The organism is Chelativorans intermedius, from assembly GCF_025398255.1.
GTDB classification, from domain to species: domain Bacteria; phylum Pseudomonadota; class Alphaproteobacteria; order Rhizobiales; family Rhizobiaceae; genus Chelativorans; species Chelativorans intermedius.
Genome location: NZ_JAODNW010000024.1, coordinates 19,541 through 36,180, shown reverse-complemented (window position 1 = coordinate 36,180; position 16,640 = coordinate 19,541). Strand labels below are relative to the sequence as shown.

General features: G+C 68.6%; 11 protein-coding genes. 5 read left to right on the top strand and 6 right to left on the bottom strand.

Annotated features, from left to right (window positions below; translation table 11 throughout):
• Window positions 1-133: 133 nt before the first annotated feature.
• On the top strand, window positions 134-973 hold the full coding sequence (locus NYR58_RS16860; RefSeq protein WP_261522308.1) for a GNAT family N-acetyltransferase: 840 nt from the start codon (window positions 134-136) through the stop codon (window positions 971-973).
• Between the two features lie 161 nt (window positions 974-1,134).
• Here NYR58_RS16860 and dgcN read toward each other — a convergent pair whose 3' ends face one another.
• The gene (gene dgcN, locus NYR58_RS16855) at window positions 1,135-2,127 is read right to left on the bottom strand and encodes an N-acetyltransferase DgcN (protein WP_261522307.1); all 993 of its coding nucleotides are present in this window, start codon (window positions 2,125-2,127) and stop codon (window positions 1,135-1,137) included.
• Between the two features lie 201 nt (window positions 2,128-2,328).
• Between dgcN and NYR58_RS16850 the strand changes: the two genes are divergently transcribed.
• Entirely contained in the window at window positions 2,329-3,312 is a 984-nt protein-coding gene (locus NYR58_RS16850) for a hypothetical protein (RefSeq protein ID WP_261522305.1), read from the top strand.
• A gap of 9 nt (window positions 3,313-3,321) precedes the next feature.
• On the opposite strand, the gene NYR58_RS16845 is transcribed toward NYR58_RS16850, so the two are convergent.
• Entirely contained in the window at window positions 3,322-4,920 is a 1,599-nt protein-coding gene (locus NYR58_RS16845) for a cisplatin damage response ATP-dependent DNA ligase (RefSeq protein WP_261522304.1), read from the bottom strand.
• On the bottom strand, window positions 4,920-5,930 hold the full coding sequence (locus NYR58_RS16840; protein WP_261522303.1) for a ligase-associated DNA damage response exonuclease: 1,011 nt from the start codon (window positions 5,928-5,930) through the stop codon (window positions 4,920-4,922). Before NYR58_RS16840 ends, NYR58_RS16845 begins: the two co-directional genes overlap by 1 nt.
• A gap of 80 nt (window positions 5,931-6,010) precedes the next feature.
• Between NYR58_RS16840 and NYR58_RS16835 the strand changes: the two genes are divergently transcribed.
• Window positions 6,011-8,524: a ligase-associated DNA damage response DEXH box helicase gene (locus NYR58_RS16835; protein ID WP_261522301.1), complete on the top strand. Its 2,514-nt coding sequence runs from the start codon at window positions 6,011-6,013 to the stop codon at window positions 8,522-8,524.
• Entirely contained in the window at window positions 8,521-9,228 is a 708-nt protein-coding gene (pdeM, locus tag NYR58_RS16830) for a ligase-associated DNA damage response endonuclease PdeM (RefSeq protein WP_261522300.1), read from the top strand. Before NYR58_RS16835 ends, pdeM begins: the two co-directional genes overlap by 4 nt.
• Before the next feature lie 32 nt (window positions 9,229-9,260).
• Here the strand turns inward: pdeM and NYR58_RS16825 are convergent, their stop codons facing one another.
• From NYR58_RS16825 to NYR58_RS16815, 3 genes are all read right to left on the bottom strand, one after another.
• Complete coding sequence (locus NYR58_RS16825) at window positions 9,261-10,043, bottom strand: TIGR02186 family protein (RefSeq protein WP_261522299.1); 783 nt, start codon at window positions 10,041-10,043, stop codon at window positions 9,261-9,263.
• 3 nt (window positions 10,044-10,046) lie between these two features.
• Complete coding sequence (locus NYR58_RS16820; protein WP_261522297.1) at window positions 10,047-10,967, bottom strand: sulfite exporter TauE/SafE family protein; 921 nt, start codon at window positions 10,965-10,967, stop codon at window positions 10,047-10,049.
• A gap of 153 nt (window positions 10,968-11,120) precedes the next feature.
• On the bottom strand, window positions 11,121-14,498 hold the full coding sequence (locus tag NYR58_RS16815) for a peptidoglycan-binding protein (protein ID WP_261522296.1): 3,378 nt from the start codon (window positions 14,496-14,498) through the stop codon (window positions 11,121-11,123).
• 333 nt (window positions 14,499-14,831) lie between these two features.
• Here NYR58_RS16815 and NYR58_RS16810 point away from each other — a divergent pair, with 333 nt between their 5' ends.
• Window positions 14,832-16,628: an acyl-CoA dehydrogenase C-terminal domain-containing protein gene (locus NYR58_RS16810; RefSeq protein ID WP_261522295.1), complete on the top strand. Its 1,797-nt coding sequence runs from the start codon at window positions 14,832-14,834 to the stop codon at window positions 16,626-16,628.
• The last annotated feature ends 12 nt before the right edge of the window (window positions 16,629-16,640 follow it).

Below are 16,640 nucleotides of genomic sequence, written 5' to 3'. Positions count from 1 at the left end.
TGTAAGCCGGCCATTTTCTTGTCATGCTCCTGTCGCAGCCGGCCTCTATGTCCGCTTCGATGCGACGTGGAGGAGAATCACGGTGCAAGGTTTGACATTGAAACCGACAGCCATCCCCGAACGCGCTGGGAAGATGACGCTTATCGAAGACCTTTCCGCCCGCCTTGCAGAGGTGCCGGTTCTCGGGCGAATCGGGCCGCTGGAGGTTCGGCTGGCGCGCGGTGCCGACGAGGTCGCCGCCGCCCAGTCCATCCGATTCCGCGTCTTCTATCAGGAGATGGGCGCCCGCCCGGCATCGCTCGAAGCGCTGGAAGAACGTGACGCCGACCGTTTCGACGCCGTGTGCGATCACCTGCTTGTGATCGACACATCGCTTGCCGGCAGCGAGCGCGAGCGCATCGTCGGGACCTACAGGCTTCTCACCCAGGAGAATGCCGCGGCGGCAGGCGGCTTCTACTCTCAGGACGAGTTCGAGCTTGAGGCGCTGGTGGCGCGCCATCCGCAACGCCGCTTTCTGGAGCTTGGCCGCTCCTGCGTGCTGCCGGCCTATCGCTCGAAGCGCACCATCGAGCTCCTTTGGCAGGGCATCTGGGCCTATTGCCGGCAAAGGAACATCGACGTCATGACCGGCTGCGCCTCCTTTCCCGGCACCGTGCCGGCCGCCCATGCCGAGCCGCTCTCCTTCCTCGCCCATTTCTGCCAGGCGGAGGGGCCGTGGTATGTGCGCGCCCGGCAGGCGCGCTACGCGGCCATGGACCTGATGCCCCGCGAAGCGATCAATGCCAAGACGGCTCTCGCCGCCATGCCGCCGCTCATCAAGGGCTATCTGCGCCTCGGCGCGCGGTTCGGCGACGGCTGCGTGGTCGATCCCGATTTCTCCACCACGGATGTGCTCGTCATCCTGCCGGTGGAGGCGATCTCCGAGCGCTATATCGCCTATTACGGCCAGGAGGCGGAGCGCTTCGCCGTCTGATCGGCCCTGCAAACGGCCTGCCGAAAGCCGGAACCCGGCTTTCGGCCCGCGGCTTCCATGTCTACAGCATTTGCAGCCAGATGGAATCATCTGGCGTCGCACAAATGCGGCAAAACAAATGGATGGACCGGATCAGCGTTTCATTGAAACGATGAACCGGTCTAGAGAGCGTCCACCAGCCGTCCGGCGCCGTCGCGGAAGGGGTCGACGGCGGGAAGGCCCATACGCGCCTCGATCTCCTCCAGATATCTGCGTGCCTCCTCCTGCGAGAGGGCAGCGGTGTTGACGGAGATGCCCGTGACCCTCACCTCGGGGTTGACGATGCGGGCGGTGGCGAGCGCCAGGTCGCGCAGCGCCTCCAGCGAGGGCAAGGCATAGTGCGGCAGGCCGCGCATGTGTGTGCGTGTCGGTTCGTGGCAGAGGACCAGCGCGTCGGGCTGTCCGCCGTGGATGAGCGCCAGGGTGACGCCGGAAAAGGAAGGATGGAAGAGGCTGCCCTGACCCTCGATCACGTCCCAGTGGTCGGGGTCGTTGTCGGGCGTCAGCCATTCCACCGCGCCGGCCATGAAGTCGGCCACGACGGCGTCGAGCGGTATGCCCGACCCGGTGATCAGGATGCCGGTCTGGCCCGTTGCGCGGAAGGTGGCCTTCATGCCGCGGGCCAGCATCTCGCGCTCCATCGCCAGCGCGGTGTACATCTTGCCGATGGAACAGTCCGTGCCCACGGCAAGGCAGCGCTTGCCCGTGCGCCGCTTGCCATCGGCGATGGGAAAGTCGTTCTGCGGCACGCGCACGTCGAACAGCTTCGTCCCTGCCTTCTCCGCCGCCTCCACCAGCGCGGGCAGGTGGGACAGCCGGTTGTGAAGGCCCGACGCGATGTCCATGCCGGCGCGAGCGGCCGCGACCAGCGTGTCCAGCCAGGCGGGGGAGATGACGCCGCCACGATTCGCCGCACCCACCACCAGGGTCTGCGCGCCGGCAGCCCTTGCCTGCTCGACGCTCATCTCGGGCAGGCCGAGATCGGCCCGGCAGCCTTCGAGCCGCAGCTGGCCGAGGCAGAATTGCGGGCGCCAGTCCTTGATGCCCTGCGCCACCTTGGCCGCCAGTTGGTCCGGCGCATCGCCGAGAAAAAGCAGGTAGGGCGTCTTCAGCATGGGTTTGCTCCTTGCGCAATCGGTTTGCGATAGCTGACGGCAGTGTGCGCGGCTGTCAAGAAAAGCCGGAAGAATCATGCCCTTCCTGCCGACGCAATGCCGAAAAAGAGCGTTGATTGCACCCGCACAGCCGGGTAACCATGGCCATGAAGCGAAAGGGGAACGCGTTTGGAGGCGGTCAAACGGGCAATCAGGAGCGCGTTGGAGAAGGGCGACGCGCAGGACAGGGCCTTCCGGGAAAAGGTCTATCGGCAAGCCTTTGCGGCGCTCGAGCGCTCCCTCGAGGCGCGGCCCGGACTGTCCGCGGAGGAGGTGCGGGAGCGGCGCGAGCGCGTCAAGAGCGTCATCGCCGAGATCGAGAAGGAGTTCCTGCCCGCCGTGGTGCCGGTCGAGAAGCCCGCACCGCCGCGCGAAGAAGCACCGGCTCCCGAGGCCGCAGGCGGCGATTTTGTGCCGCATGTGGAGCGCGACGACCGCCTGTCCCCCGCCTACGCGGCGGCAGAGGATGCGGAGGAGCCGGACGCGCCGGGCGCCGCGGCGGGAAGGCGGCGGCCCTTCGCCCTCGTTTTCGTGCTTGCCACGCTTGTCGCGGCCGTCGGCATGGCTGCATGGTGGGCACTGCAAAGCGGCATCCTGCAGCCGCAGCCGGATGGCGGCGGCAGCGCCTCGCCACCCCTTGCGCAGGAGGAGAGCTTCGACCCCGAGGAGGCACAACAGGGCACGCGGCCGCGCGGCACCATCCAGGCGACGGGCGAGTGGATTACCATCTTCACCCCCGACGATCCGACGACGGTGCGCGCGCCCGCCGGCATGCGGGCCGAAGCGGTGAACGATGGAGAGGAATCCTTCCTTCAGATCGCGGGCGAGCCGGACACGGCTGTCTCCTTCGACGTCGGCCAGGGTGTTCTGGAGCACCTGGCGGGGCGGCGCGTCATCTTCAGCCTCACCGCGCGCGCGCTGGAGGGCGAGGAGACGCAGATTTCCATGTTCTGCAATCTCGGCGCGCTGGGGGGCTGCGGCCGCTCGCGCTATGTGGTGGGCTCCTCGCCGGAGGAATATCTGCTGGAGGCCGAGTTGCCCGACCGCAGACCCACCTCCGGCGGCACGATCAGCGTCGTGCCCGACGTGGAAGGACGGGGACGCGCGCTGGAGATCCTTTCCTTGCGCGTGGCGGTGGCCGAATAGCCCTCCCCCTCAGCCCGGCGGCAGCAGGGCTCTCAACGCCTCGATGCGATCGGCCTCGCCAGGCGGCTTGTCCCACCGCAGCCGCGCGATGCGCGGAAAGCGCATGGCAAGGCCGGACTTGTGGCGCGTCGAGCGGTTGAGGCCCTCGAAGGCCACCTCGAGAACCAGTCCGCGCCCTGGCTCTGCGCGCACGGCACGCACGGGGCCAAACCGCTCCACCGTGTTGTCGCGCACATACTTGTCGATTTCCTTCAGCTCCGCATCTGTGAAACCGAAATAGGCCTTGCCGACCGGCACGAGGACCGGCGCCTCGGCGGGCCCCGACCACACGCCGAACGTATAATCGGAGTAGAAGCTGGAGCGCTTGCCATGGCCGCGCTGGGCGTACATCAGGACCGCATCCACCGTGTAGGGGTCGCGCTTCCACTTGAACCACGGCCCCTTGGGGCGGCCCGCGAGATAGGGCGAATCGCGGCGCTTGAGCATCACCCCCTCGATGACGGGATGGGGCGGATTTCGGCGCTTCTCGTCGAGCTCCCGCCAGCATGCGAACGGCACCTCCGGCGAAAGGTCGAAGCGCGCCGCCGGCAGCGCGGCCACGAAATCCGAAAGCAGCGCCCGGCGCTCGGCATAGGGCAGGGTTCGCGCATCGCGCCCCTCCGCCACGAGCAGGTCATAGCAGCGCATGAAGACGGGATAGCGCGCCAGCATGGCGCGCGAGACCGTCTTGCGGTTCAGCCGCTGCTGCAGATCGGAGAAGGTGCCGGTTCCCTCCTTTGGATCACCGACGAGCAATTCGCCGTCCAGCGCTCCGGCAAACTCCATCGCTCCGACAAGGTCGGGAAAGGCGGCGGAGATGTCGTCGCCGCTGCGCGAATAGAGCCGCCGTATCCCCCCTTGCGCCACTGCCTGCACGCGGATGCCATCCCATTTCCATTCGGCGGCATAGGCGCTCGCGTCGAGCTGCGAAAGCTCGGCCTCGGCCACGGGGTGGGCGAGCATAACCGGGCGGAAGGGTGCTGCCATGGCGTTCTCGGGCTTCGCGGCCCGGCCCTCCAGCCATGCGAACAGCCCCGTATAGGGCGGCTCCAACCCATGCCACAGCTCTTCGATCTCCTGCACCGCCACCCCGCCGAAAACCGCCAGCGCCTGCTTGGCAAGCCGGGCGGAAACGCCGACACGCAGGCCGCCGGTGGCGAGCTTGATTGCCGCGAAACGGCCGGAAGGCGAAAGCTGGTCGAGAAGCCCGGCCATCACCGCCGGCGCGTCGGACCGGCTGGCCGTGGCCAGCCGCGCCACCACCTCCGAAAGGGCTGGCGCGCGCGCCTCCCCGCCACTGGCCGGCCAGACGAGCGAAACCGTCTCGGCCAGGTCTCCCACATAGTCGTAGGAATAGGCAAAGAGCACCGGGTCCACCCGCTGCGTGACGAGCGCGCGCAGCATGGCCGGCTTGACGGCGGGAAAATCCAGCCCGCCGGTAAGCGCAGCCAGGCAAAAGCCACGGTCGGGGTCCGGCACGGTCGAGAAATGGTCCACGAGAAGCCTGAGCTTGCCATTGCGCGCAGGCGTCAGGACCAGCCGGTCGAGAAGTTCCGCGAACCGTTCCACTACTCCGCCTCGTCCTCGTAGCCCGCCAGATGCAGCGGCCGTGCGGCGATGCCGGCAAGCTCGCACCAGCGTGCCAGCGCCTCCTCCCGGCCATGGGTGATCCACACCTCGGCTGCCCCGGTCTCGCCGATGGTGGCGGTCAGCTCGCCCCAGTCGGCGTGGTCGGAGACGATGAGCGGCAGCTCCACGCCGCGCTGGCGCGCCCGCTGGCGGATGCGCATCCAGCCCGAGGCAAAGCCCAGGAGCGGGTCTGCGAAGCGGCGCGACCAGCGCTCGCCGAGAGCCGACGGCGGGGCGACAACGATGGAACCCGGCGGCGGTGCGCCGTCGCTCCCTTCCACCGTCGCCGGCAGCAACGGGCCCAGCGCCACGCCGGCGCTTTCGTAGTAGGCGCACAGCCTGGCCAGCGCGCCGTGGATGTAGACCGGCTCTTCATAGCCTGCCTCGCGCAGAAGCGCGATGAGGCGCTGCGCCTTGCCCAGCGCATAGGCGCCGACGATGTGGGTGCGCTCGGGAAAACGGCGCACGGAGGCCAGAAGATGGCCGATCTCCCTGTCCGCCGGCGGATGCACGAAGACCGGCAGCGCAAAGGTCGCCTCGGTGATGAAGATGTCGCAGGGGATCGGCTCGAAGGCGGCGCAGGTGGGATCGCGGCTGCGCTTGTAGTCGCCGGAGACGACGATGCGCATCCCCTCGGCCTCCACCGCGATCTGGGCCGAGCCCAGAACATGACCCGCCGGGTGAAAGCGGACACGCACCCCTGCGAGCGCGATCTCCTCGCCAGGCCGGGCCTCCTGCGTGGCGCCGGCAAAGCCCGCGCCATAGCGCAGGGCCATGATGTCGAGCGTCTCACGCGTCGCCAGCACCGCGCCATGGCCGGCGCGCGCATGATCGGCATGGCCATGGGTGACGAGCGCGCGCTCCACGGGACGAACGGGGTCGATGAAAAAGTCGCCGCGCGGGCAGTAAAGCCCTTCCGGCCGGGAACGCAGGAGGTCGCGTGCATCCATCATCAGGCACAGATTAAGCCTTTTCGCCGCGAGAGGAAGCCTCTTGGCGGCGCCTGCGTTCTGCTTTAGTTCTAGTTTCCTTGAAACAGATCGACCTCATCGCCGGCGACAGCGCCACCCTTCTGCCCGCGCCGTTCGGGGAATGGTTTGCCGCGCGCGGATGGACGCCGCGCGCCCACCAGCTGGAGCTGCTGGCGCGCACGCGGGCGGGCCGTTCGGTGCTTCTCATCGCGCCGACCGGGGCGGGCAAGACGCTCGCCGGCTTTCTGCCCTCGCTCACCGACCTGGCGGCAAAGGGGACGGCAGGCCCCGCAAGACCGCACGGACCCCACACGCTCTACATCTCGCCGCTCAAGGCGTTGGCCGTGGACATCGAACGCAATCTTGCCCGGCCGGTCGAAGAGATGGGGCTTCCCATCCGGCTGGAGACGCGCACCGGCGACACGCCGGCCCACAAGCGCCAGCGCCAGAAGCTCGACCCGCCCGACATCCTGCTGACGACGCCGGAGCAGCTTGCGCTTCTGATCGCCTCGCCCGATGCCGAGCGCTTCCTTTCGCGTCTCAGATATGTGGTGCTGGACGAGCTGCACGCCCTCGTCACCTCGAAGCGCGGGCATCTTCTCGCGCTGGGGCTCGCGCGGCTGCGCCGGCTGGCGCCTGGCCTCATCAGCATCGGCCTGTCGGCGACGGTGGCCGAGCCGGAGGCCCTTCGCCGCTGGCTGGTGGATCAGAATCCGCCGGGCGCCATGGCCGACATCGTGACCGTCGAAGGCGGCGCAAAACCCCAGATCACGATTCTGGAGACCGAGGAGCGCGTGCCCTGGTCCGGCCATTCGGCGCGCTATGCCATTCCCGCCATCTACGAAGCGATCCGAGAACACGGAACGACGCTGATCTTCGTCAACACGCGCAGCCAGGCGGAGCTTCTCTTCCGCGATCTCTGGCACATCAACGAGGACAACCTGCCCATTGCGCTGCATCACGGCTCGCTTGACGCGGGGCAGCGGCGAAAGGTGGAAAAGGCGATGCAGACCAACAGCCTGAAGGCCATCGTCGCCACCTCGACGCTGGATCTGGGCATCGACTGGGGCGATGTGGACCTGGTGGTGCATGTGGGCGCGCCCAAGGGGGCGAGCCGGCTTGCCCAGCGCATCGGCCGCGCCAACCATCGCATGGACGAGCCGAGCCGGGCGATCCTGGTGCCGGCCAACCGCTTCGAGGTCATGGAATGCCGCGCGGCGCTGGAGGCCAACTATCTGGGTGCGCAGGACACGCCGCCCCTCGGGAAGGGCGCGCTCGACGTGCTGGCGCAGCATGTGCTCGGCCGGGCCTGCGCGGGGCCCTTCGACGAGGCGGCCTTCTTCGAGGAGGTGAGGAGTGCTGCGCCCTATGCCGGGCTCGATGCCGCCACCTTCTCGCGCGTCGTGGAGTTTGTGGCCACGGGCGGCTACGCGCTCAAGACCTACGAGCGCTATGCCCGCATTCGCCGCATGAAGGACGGGCGGTGGCGCATCTCGCACCCGCGCTTTGCACAGCAATACCGGCTCAATATCGGCACCATCGTCGAGGCGCCGATGCTGAGCGTGCGGCTGGTGCGCCGCCGCGGCGGCACCTTTCGCGGCGGCATGGTGCTGGGCAAGGTGGAGGAATACTTCCTGGAGACGCTGGCGCCGGGGGACACCTTCCTGTTTTCCGGTCGGACCCTGCGCTTCGAGGGCATCCGCGAGAACGAATGCTACGTCACGTCCGCTGCCGGACAGGATGCCATGGTTCCCTCCTATGCGGGGGGCAAGTTCCCCCTGTCCACCTATCTGGCCGGCGAGGTGCGCGCCATGCTGGCCGATCCGGCGCGCTGGAAGGCGCTGCCGGAGCCGGTGGCCGAATGGCTCGGCATCCAGAAGAACAAATCCGTTCTGCCGGGCCGGCAGGACCTGCTGGTGGAGACCTTTCCGCGCGCCAGCCGCCACTATCTGGTGGCCTATCCCTTCGAGGGACGGCTGGCGCACCAGACGCTGGGCATGTTGCTGACGCGCCGGCTGGAGCGCGCGGGTGCCCGTCCGCTCGGCTTCGTGGCCACCGACTACGCGCTGGCGGTGTGGGCGCTGGAGGACATGGGCAACATGATCGGCGGCGGGGCGCTGTCGCTCGACCGGCTGTTCGACGAGGACATGCTGGGCGACGACCTGGAAGCGTGGCTGGCCGACAGCTGGCTGCTCAAACGCACCTTCCGCAACTGCGCCGTCATCTCAGGCCTGGTGGAGAAACGCCATCCGGGGCAGGAGAAGACGGGACGGCAGGTGACGGTGTCCGCGGACCTCATCTATGACGTGCTGCGCGCCCACGAGCCCGACCACATCCTGCTGCAGGCGACGTGGAACGACGCGGCCACGGGCCTGCTCGACATCGGCCGGCTGGGGGAAATGCTGTCGCGCATCCGCGGCCGAATCGTGCATAAGCATCTCGAACGCATTTCGCCGCTGGCCGTGCCGGTGATGCTGGAGATCGGCAAGGAGCCGGTGCCGGGCGCGGCAAGCGAAAGCCTGCTTCGCGAGGCGGCGGAAACCCTCATCGAGGAGGCCATGGGCAGCGCATGAAGGTGATGGAGAGGGGAACGGAGGCCCGGGCGGGCGTGGAGATCAGCCTCGCCGGCCTGCGCGCGGTGTGCGACCCCTCCGGGGCGCTGTTCCTGCCCTCCGAGAGCCTGCTTGTCGTCTCCGACCTGCATCTGGAGAAGGGTTCTTCCTATGCGCGGCGCGGCTCGATGCTGCCGCCTTACGACACGGCGGCGACGCTCGACCGGCTGGCCGACGCTGTCCGGCGGCACCGGCCGGCGGTCGTGGTGAGCCTCGGCGACAGCTTTCACGATACAGGCGGTGCCGGGCGGATGCCCGAAGCCTTCCGCGCGCGCCTTTCGGAAATGATGGCCGGGCGCGCATGGTACTGGATTGCCGGCAATCACGACCCCGCGCCGCCGGAGGGGCTTGCCGGTCAGTGGGTGGAAACGCTCGCGCTGGGCGGGCTCGTCTTCCGGCACGCGCCCACGCCGGGGCCGGCGGAGGGCGAGGTGGCCGGCCACCTGCACCCGGGCGCGCGCATCGTGCGGCGCGGCCGCTCCGTGCGGCGCGCATGCTTTGCCAGCGATGGCTCGCGCCTCGTCATGCCGGCCTTCGGCAGCCTGACCGGCACGCTCAACCTGCTGGCTCCCGCCTTCTCCGGGCTCTTCTGCCGGGAACGCCTGACCGCCTACATGCTGGGGGCGGAGCGCGTCTATCCCATCGCCGGGGTCCTGCTTCGCTGACCCTCTCGCGAAACGGAGCGCAGCAGCGTCGGCTACTCCTTGCGGAACACCAGACCACCGAGCCAGCCCGTCGCAATCGCCACGAGCACGGCGACAAGACCGTAGAGCAGGCTTCTTTGATGGGCGAACTCGAAGATGCGCTGCTCCAGCCCCGCCTTGCGAATGGTTAGCGCCGCCGACGTCTCCTCCACGAACACGCCGTTGCGGAACAGGAAGGCGCGGGCGCGGTGGGTGCCCACGGGCACGTTGGGCGCCAGGCGCAAGGTGGCGCGAAACAGGTTGCGCGACAGGAACTGCACGCCGCCCGGCAGCTCCACATAGAGCCCCGTTGCCTGCTTGCGGGCGCGCAGCGCGGCGGTGAACTCCTCCAAGGTGCGCGGGTCGCCTTCCGGGTCCAACGGCTGCAGGTGGATGTTTTCCGCCCGCAGCGCCAGCCGGCGGTAGCTTTCGGCGGTGGTGATGTCCTGCGGCTGGCGCGTCATGGCGACGGAATAGGAGGCCGGCACATCGCGGAAGGCCACCGACTGCGTGTTGATCCACATGCCGAGCACGCGCGTCTTCTTGCGCACCACCACCGGGCGGGGCGGGCCTTCGAGAACCACGATGACATCGTATCCGCCCTGCCGGCTGACAAGCGGGTCCACACTTTCCAGCGCGCCGAAAATGGTGAGATTGGCGCCGCTGAAATCGGCGGTGATGAAGACGCGATCGGTCGAAAGACCGATCTGGATGCCCTCTTCCGCACTTTCCTGGGCCTGGGTGGCGGAGGGCAGGATGAGCGCGAAGAGCATCAGCAGGGCGCGGGACAGCAGCATCGGCTAGACGCTCCCCGCGGCAAGCGAGTAGACGCTTGCCGGCTGCACGAACAGATCGAAGGCGAGCCTGAGCGCCACCGCCAGAACCAGCATGGCCAAGAGCGCGCGAAGCTGCTCGCCGCGCAGCTTCTGCCCCACCCGCGCGCCATATTGGGCGCCGGCCACACCGCCCACCATGAGCAGGAAGGCCAGCACCACATCCACGGTCTGGTTGGCGGTGGAGTGCACGATGGTGGTGAAGGCCGCGACGAAGATGATCTGGAACAGCGACGTGCCGATGACCACGTTGGTGGGCACCTTGAGCAGGTAGATGAGCGCCGGCACCATGATGAAGCCGCCGCCGACGCCCATGATGGAGGCGAGAAAGCCGATCACGGCGCCGAGCCCCAGAACGGGGATGACGCTGACGAAGATCTTCGAGGCGCGAAAGCGCATCTTCAGCGGCAGGCGGTGAATCCAGTTGTGCTGGCCCGGGCGGCGCAGGGTGGCGGGCTGGCCGCTTCGGGCGCGGCGGATGGCGCTCACGCTCTCCACCAGCATCAGGCTGCCGACGGCGCCGAGAAAGGCCACGTAGAGCAGCGAGACGATGAGGTCGAGCTGGCCCAGATCGCGCAGGAAGGCAAAGACATAGATGCCGATGGAGGAGCCGACGATGCCCCCGGCGAGCAGCACCGTGCCGAGCTTCATGTCCAGCGAGCCACGCTTGAAATGAGCAAGCGCGCCGGAAAAGGAGGAGGCGATCACCTGGTTGGCGCCGGTGGCGACCGCTATGGCCGGCGGAATGTTGTAGAAGATCAGGAGCGGCGTGATGAGAAAGCCGCCGCCCACCCCGAACATGCCCGACAGGAAGCCGACCGCGCCGCCCATGGCCAGCAGGACCACCATGTTGACGGACATTTCCGCGATCGGGAGATAGATGCCCACCCGCGACACCCGAGATAAAAATACACGAAATGCGCAGCGGGACGCGCTGCGCAAGGCTCAACCCTCTTTATCCGTTCTTGCGCCCACAATGCGGCGAAGTCAAACGCGCAGGACGGAAAACTTTGAAATCCGGCGGGAAATCATGCCGGGCCGTCAGTGCGCGGCACCGTCCTGCGCCAGGAGCGCGCGCACCAGCGCCTCGTTGACGCTGCCCGTCACCTCCAGCCCGTTCTCCTTCTGAAAGGCGCGGATGGCCGCGCGGGTCTTCTCGCCCATCACGCCGTCGGCCGGTCCGGCATCGAAGCCGCGCCTGTTGAGCAGGGCCTGGATGTTGCCGATGGCCTTTTTCATGTCGATGCTGCCGGTGGCCTGCGCATCCGTGCGCCATGCCTGGGGCACCTCGACGATGTTGGCATCCGCGATGGGCTCGCGCGCCTGCCAGAGCTTCGCCTTGGCCTGTGCCTTGGCTAGGTCGGCCGGCGCCATGGCTTCGGCGATCTCGTCGCGCTTGGCAGCGGCATCCTCGTCGCCCGTCCGGGCGACGATGGCGAACCATTTATAGGCTTCGCCCAGATCGCGCTTCATGCCGACGCCCTTGGCCGCCAGGATGCCGAGGTTGAACTGGCTGTCGACGACGCCGAGATCGGCGGCTTCCTGAAACCAGCGCGCGGCCTCGTCATTGTCGGTGGTGCCATCGGCACCCATGGCATAAAGCACGCCGAGATTGTGCATGGCGCTGGCGTTGCCCTGCTCGGCGGCGCGCCGATACCACTTCTTCGCCGCGGCGATGTCGCGCTCCACGCCGGTGCCCTTCTCGTAGAAGTGGCCGATGCGGTATTGCGCCGGCGCGAGCCCGCGCTCGGCGGCCGCCTCGTACCACAGGGCCGCCTGGGACAGATCGGCCTCCACGTCCACGCCCTCGGCATAGCGGTTGCCGATCTCGTAGAGGGCGACGGGGTCGCCCTCCGCAGCGGCCTGCCGCAAGGCGGCGGGCTCGATCCCGGCGGGAATGTCCGGCAGGGCGGGCGCAGCCTTCGGGGCATCGTCGGTCCGGCGCGGCGCCTCCGCGGCGGCAGGCGCCGGCGCCGCGGCGAGCTCGACCGCCTCCTGCCCGCCCATGTCGGCGGCGACGTCTTCCAGCGTATCCTGCGCCGCCGGCGCCGCGGCCTGGGGCTCCTGCGCTTCGGCCATGCGCACCGGGGCGGCCTCGGCTTCCGGCGCCGCATCCGTAGCGGGAGCTGCGGAGACCACGGTGGCCTCCTCGGGCATCTGCGCCATGCGCACGGGCTCGCCGCTGCCGCCCATGACGACCGTCGCGCCGTAATAAAGCCCGCCGGCAAGCAGAACCACCCCGCCGAGCGACAGAAGCAATGTGTTGCGGCGACCGCGCAGCACCCTGCCGAGGCCGAGCTTGCCACCCTTCGCGACCGCCTCGTTGCGGCTGTCTTTCAGGATCTCCGCCTCCGCCGCGGCGGCCTGGGCCGCCCGGCGCGCCGCCGCGATAAAATCGGCGCGCGCCGCATCGCTCGATTCGTCGTCGTGAACGCGCTGGGCATCGCGGACACGGCGCATGATGCTGTTGAGATCCGGCGCGCCGGAACCGGGCTCCAGCGGCTCGTTGATGCGCTCAGGGTCGAGCGAGCGGTCTTCACCGGCCTGCTCCTCGCCGGTAAGCACGGGCTCGGCGCGCTGCTCCTGCTCGTCGGCGCGGCTGCGCCGGCCGGCAATGGCGCGCGACAGTCCGCCAAGCATGGAGCGCTTCGCCTCCTGCCGCGGGGCAGCTTCGGCATCCTCGCGCAACGCGGCCTCGGCGGCAGCCGCCGCCACCTCGGCCGGCGTGCGGCCCACCCGTGGCGCGGGCTCGTGGGCGGTCTCGTCATAGCCGTCCACCGGGTCGATGGAGGGTGCGTGGGCGATGGCGGTCCTCTCGCCGGCGCCGCCGGCTTCCAGCGCGCCCAGCCGCTCGACGATCTTGAGCAGCGTGTCGTGAATGGCCTCGAACGTCCTGGCGTTGCGCTCGTCGGACTTGCGGGCCAGAGCCTCCAGCGCCTGCAACTCCTCGCGCAGGGGCTCGTCGGCCTGGCCACGGGCAAGACCCAGCGCCTCGATGGCCTGCTCGGCCGCCTGGCGCGCCGTGTCCATCATGGCGGCCCGGCTCTCGCCGATCGAACGTTCGATCTGCTCCAGCCGCGGCGCCAGCCCCTCGACGTCGGGCGCGGCGTGACCGGGCCGCTCCAGATAGGCGGACAGGCTGGCGATCTGCGCCTGCAGATTGCGGATCACCTCCGGGTCAACGGTTTCGACCGCGGCGGTCCGATCGGACAGTCTCCCCGCGATGTCTTCGAGCCGCGTTTCCAGCGTGCGCAGCACGCTGCCCTCCTCGCGCGCCTCCTCGATGCGGGCGGCAAGCTCCGCGAAGCGGCTGTCCATGGCTTCCATGAGGCCGGATTCGTCGGGACGTCGGATCGTGTCGAGCTTGTCCGAGATCTGGCCGATCGTGGCGGCCAGCCGCTCCACCGTCGGCTCCGGCGTCTCGACGCGCAGGGCGATCTCGTCGACGCGCTCGGACAGCGCGTTGAGACGCTCGACGATCGCAGCGGCCGGGCTGTCCTCCACCAGCTCGTTGATCTGATTCGCCAGGGAAGCGATGCGGGCCTCGATGCGCTCCAGCACCTGCGGGTCGAAGCCCGGCGCCTGGGCGCGGACCGTGGATGCGACGATGGCGCGCGAGATCTCGTCCAGCCGCTCCTCGATCATTGCGTAGAGCCCGGGCTCGCCCTCGTGGTGCCGGCTCACGAACTGCTCCAGGGCGACGGCAAGAGCGCGCAGCCGCTCCTCCAGCGTGTCCAGCGACAGCGATTCGGGCAGGCTTTCGATGGCCGCACCGATCTCCTCCAGCCGCGCGCCCAGTCCCTCGATGGCCGGGTCGGGGCTCGCGGAGAGCCTGCTCTCCAGGGCTTCCCACCGCTCGTCGAGGGCACGCACCGTCTCCTCGCGCGCCAGCTTGTCGAGCGACGCCTTGACCTGCTCCAGCTCCAGGCGAAGCGCCTTGGTGCTGCGGTCGTCGCTGCGCTCGGCCAGGAGGGTGATGGCGCGGGAAAGCTGCTCGAATTCGGCGTTGAGCTCCGCCGTCCAAGAGGATTGCGGCACGAGCTCCATGATGCGGGCCAGTTCCTCGCGCAGGGCGTCGAACTCGCGCTTCAGCCCACTGCCCATCACGGCACGCATTTCCTCGCGCAGTGCCTTCATCTCGCCGGCCAGAGCGTCCGTCGCCGCACGCTGCTCCTGCTCGCGGCGGGCCGGGTCGAGGCCGGGCGCCGGGCGGCGCGGCGTGGCGGCAACCTGCGAAAGGCGCTGCATCCGTCGGGCGATGTCGCCGTCGACCGCTTCGGGGCGCCGGCGCTCTCCCAGCGCCCGCTCCAGGCGGCTTTCGAGCTGCTCCAGCGTGCGCGAGATATCCTCGAGCGCGGTGCCGGACCGCCGCTGCCGCCCCGCGTTCAGACCATCCAGATAGGACCGATTGGTGTTCATCGAAAGCCCGCCTCTCGAGCGGCGCATCGCCCGCCGCGCATGAAATCCATCTTGCGGGGCGCCCTGCGGACCGCGCCCCTCTCGCGCTGGCGGCAGGCCCGGCTGCAACAGCCCCCTTTGCGCGGAACCCCGATCGCCGGCCCCGAAGCAGGCGCCATCGGCGTTCCGACAACCCGACATTCGCTAATCGTGGTAAACAAGCCGTTAACCTTCGCCGACGGCAGGCGCACGACCGATATTTGACGTTTACGCGCACGTCAAAATTTGTTATGCACGCTTGCCATTCCGGCCGGCGATCCCCGCCGGTGCCGACCCCATGCGTGGAGGAACCTCATGCCGACCTACAGGGCCCCTGTCGAAGAGACGATGTTCATCCTTTGCGATGTGCTCGGTTATCAACGCCACGATAACCTGCCGGGCTTTGCCGAGGCTTCGCCCGATGTGCTGGCGGCCATCCTGGCCGAGGGAGCGAAGCTGGCCGAAAACGTGATGCAGCCGCTCAACCGGGTCGGAGACGTCGAGGGGTGCGTCCGCAACGCGGACGGAACGGTGACGACGCCCAGGGGCTTCAGGGAAGCCTATCGCCAGTATTGCGAGGGCGGCTGGATGGGGCTTTCGGCGCCTGCAGAGTTCGGCGGGCAGGGCCTGCCCTATGTGGTTCACTCGGCTGTCGGGGAATATCTGTCCTCCGCCAACATGGCGCTGATGATGTATCCCGGCCTCACCCAGGGCGCCATCGCCACGATCCTCGCCCACGGAACCGAGGAACAGAAACGCCGATGGCTGCCAAGGATGGTGGAAGGCACATGGACGGGCACCATGAACCTGACGGAGCCGCACTGCGGGACCGACCTCGGCCTGCTGCGCACCAAGGCGGTGCCCGACGGCAACGGCCGCTACCGCATCTCGGGCCAGAAGATCTTCATCTCGGCCGGCGAGCACGACCTTTCGGAAAACATCGTGCACCTGGTGCTGGCGCGCATCGAGGGCGCGCCGGAGGGCACGAAGGGGATCTCGCTCTTCATCGTTCCGAAACTGAGGGTGGACGAGGCCGGCAATCCGGCAGCACCCAACGGCGTGTCGTGCGGCGCGCTGGAGGAAAAGATGGGCATTCACGGCAATGCCACCTGCGTGATGAACTACGACGAAGCGGAGGGCTATCTGCTGGGGGCAGAGAATGGCGGGCTCAAGGCCATGTTCACCATGATGAACGAGGCGCGCCTCGGCGTCGGCCTGCAGGGCCACGCGGTGGGCGAGGCCGCCTACCAGAGCGCTGCGGCCTATGCCCGCGAGCGCCTGCAGGGGCGCTCCCTGTCCGGGCCCAAGGCGCCTGAGCGGAAGGCGGACCCCATCATCGTGCACCCCGACATCCGCCGCAAGCTGATGACCATGCGCGCCTTCAATGAGGCCGGACGCGCCCTCATCCTGTGGACCGCGCTGCAGGCCGACATCGCCCATCGCGGCCAGGACGAGCAGGAGCGGACGAAGGCGCAGGACCACCTGGCGCTCATGACGCCGGTCATCAAGGGCGTGCTCACCGACAAGGGCTTCGAGCACGCGGTGATGGCGCAGCAGGTCTTCGGCGGCCACGGCTACATCGAGGAGCATGGCATGAGCCAGTTCGTGCGCGATGCCCGCATCGCCATGATCTACGAAGGTGCGAACGGCATCCAGGCGCTCGATCTCGTCGGCCGCAAGCTGCCCGCCAATGGCGGGAGGGCCGCCCAGGCGTTCTTCCGCGAGGTCGGCGACTTCTGCGAGGCCCATCGCGGCGACGAGAAGATGACGGCCTATACCAAGGCGCTCAAGAAGGGGCTCAACGACCTGCAGGCAGCCACGCTCTGGCTGATGCAGAACGCGCCCCAGAAGCCCGACAATGCCGGCGCCGCATCCTACGATTACATGCACCTCTTCGGCCTTGTCGCGCTTGGCTATATGTGGGGGCGCATGGTCAGGACGGCGCAGGAGAAGCTGGCCGGCGGAGCGGACGGCGATGCCGGCATGATGGAGCGCAAGCTCGTGCTCGGCCGCTTCTTCATGGAGCGGATCATGCCGGAGACGGCGGCGCATCTGGCCCGCATCTCGGCGGGCGCCGAGACGATGATGGCGCTTCGCGAAGAGGCGTTCTAGGGTAGCCCCAAA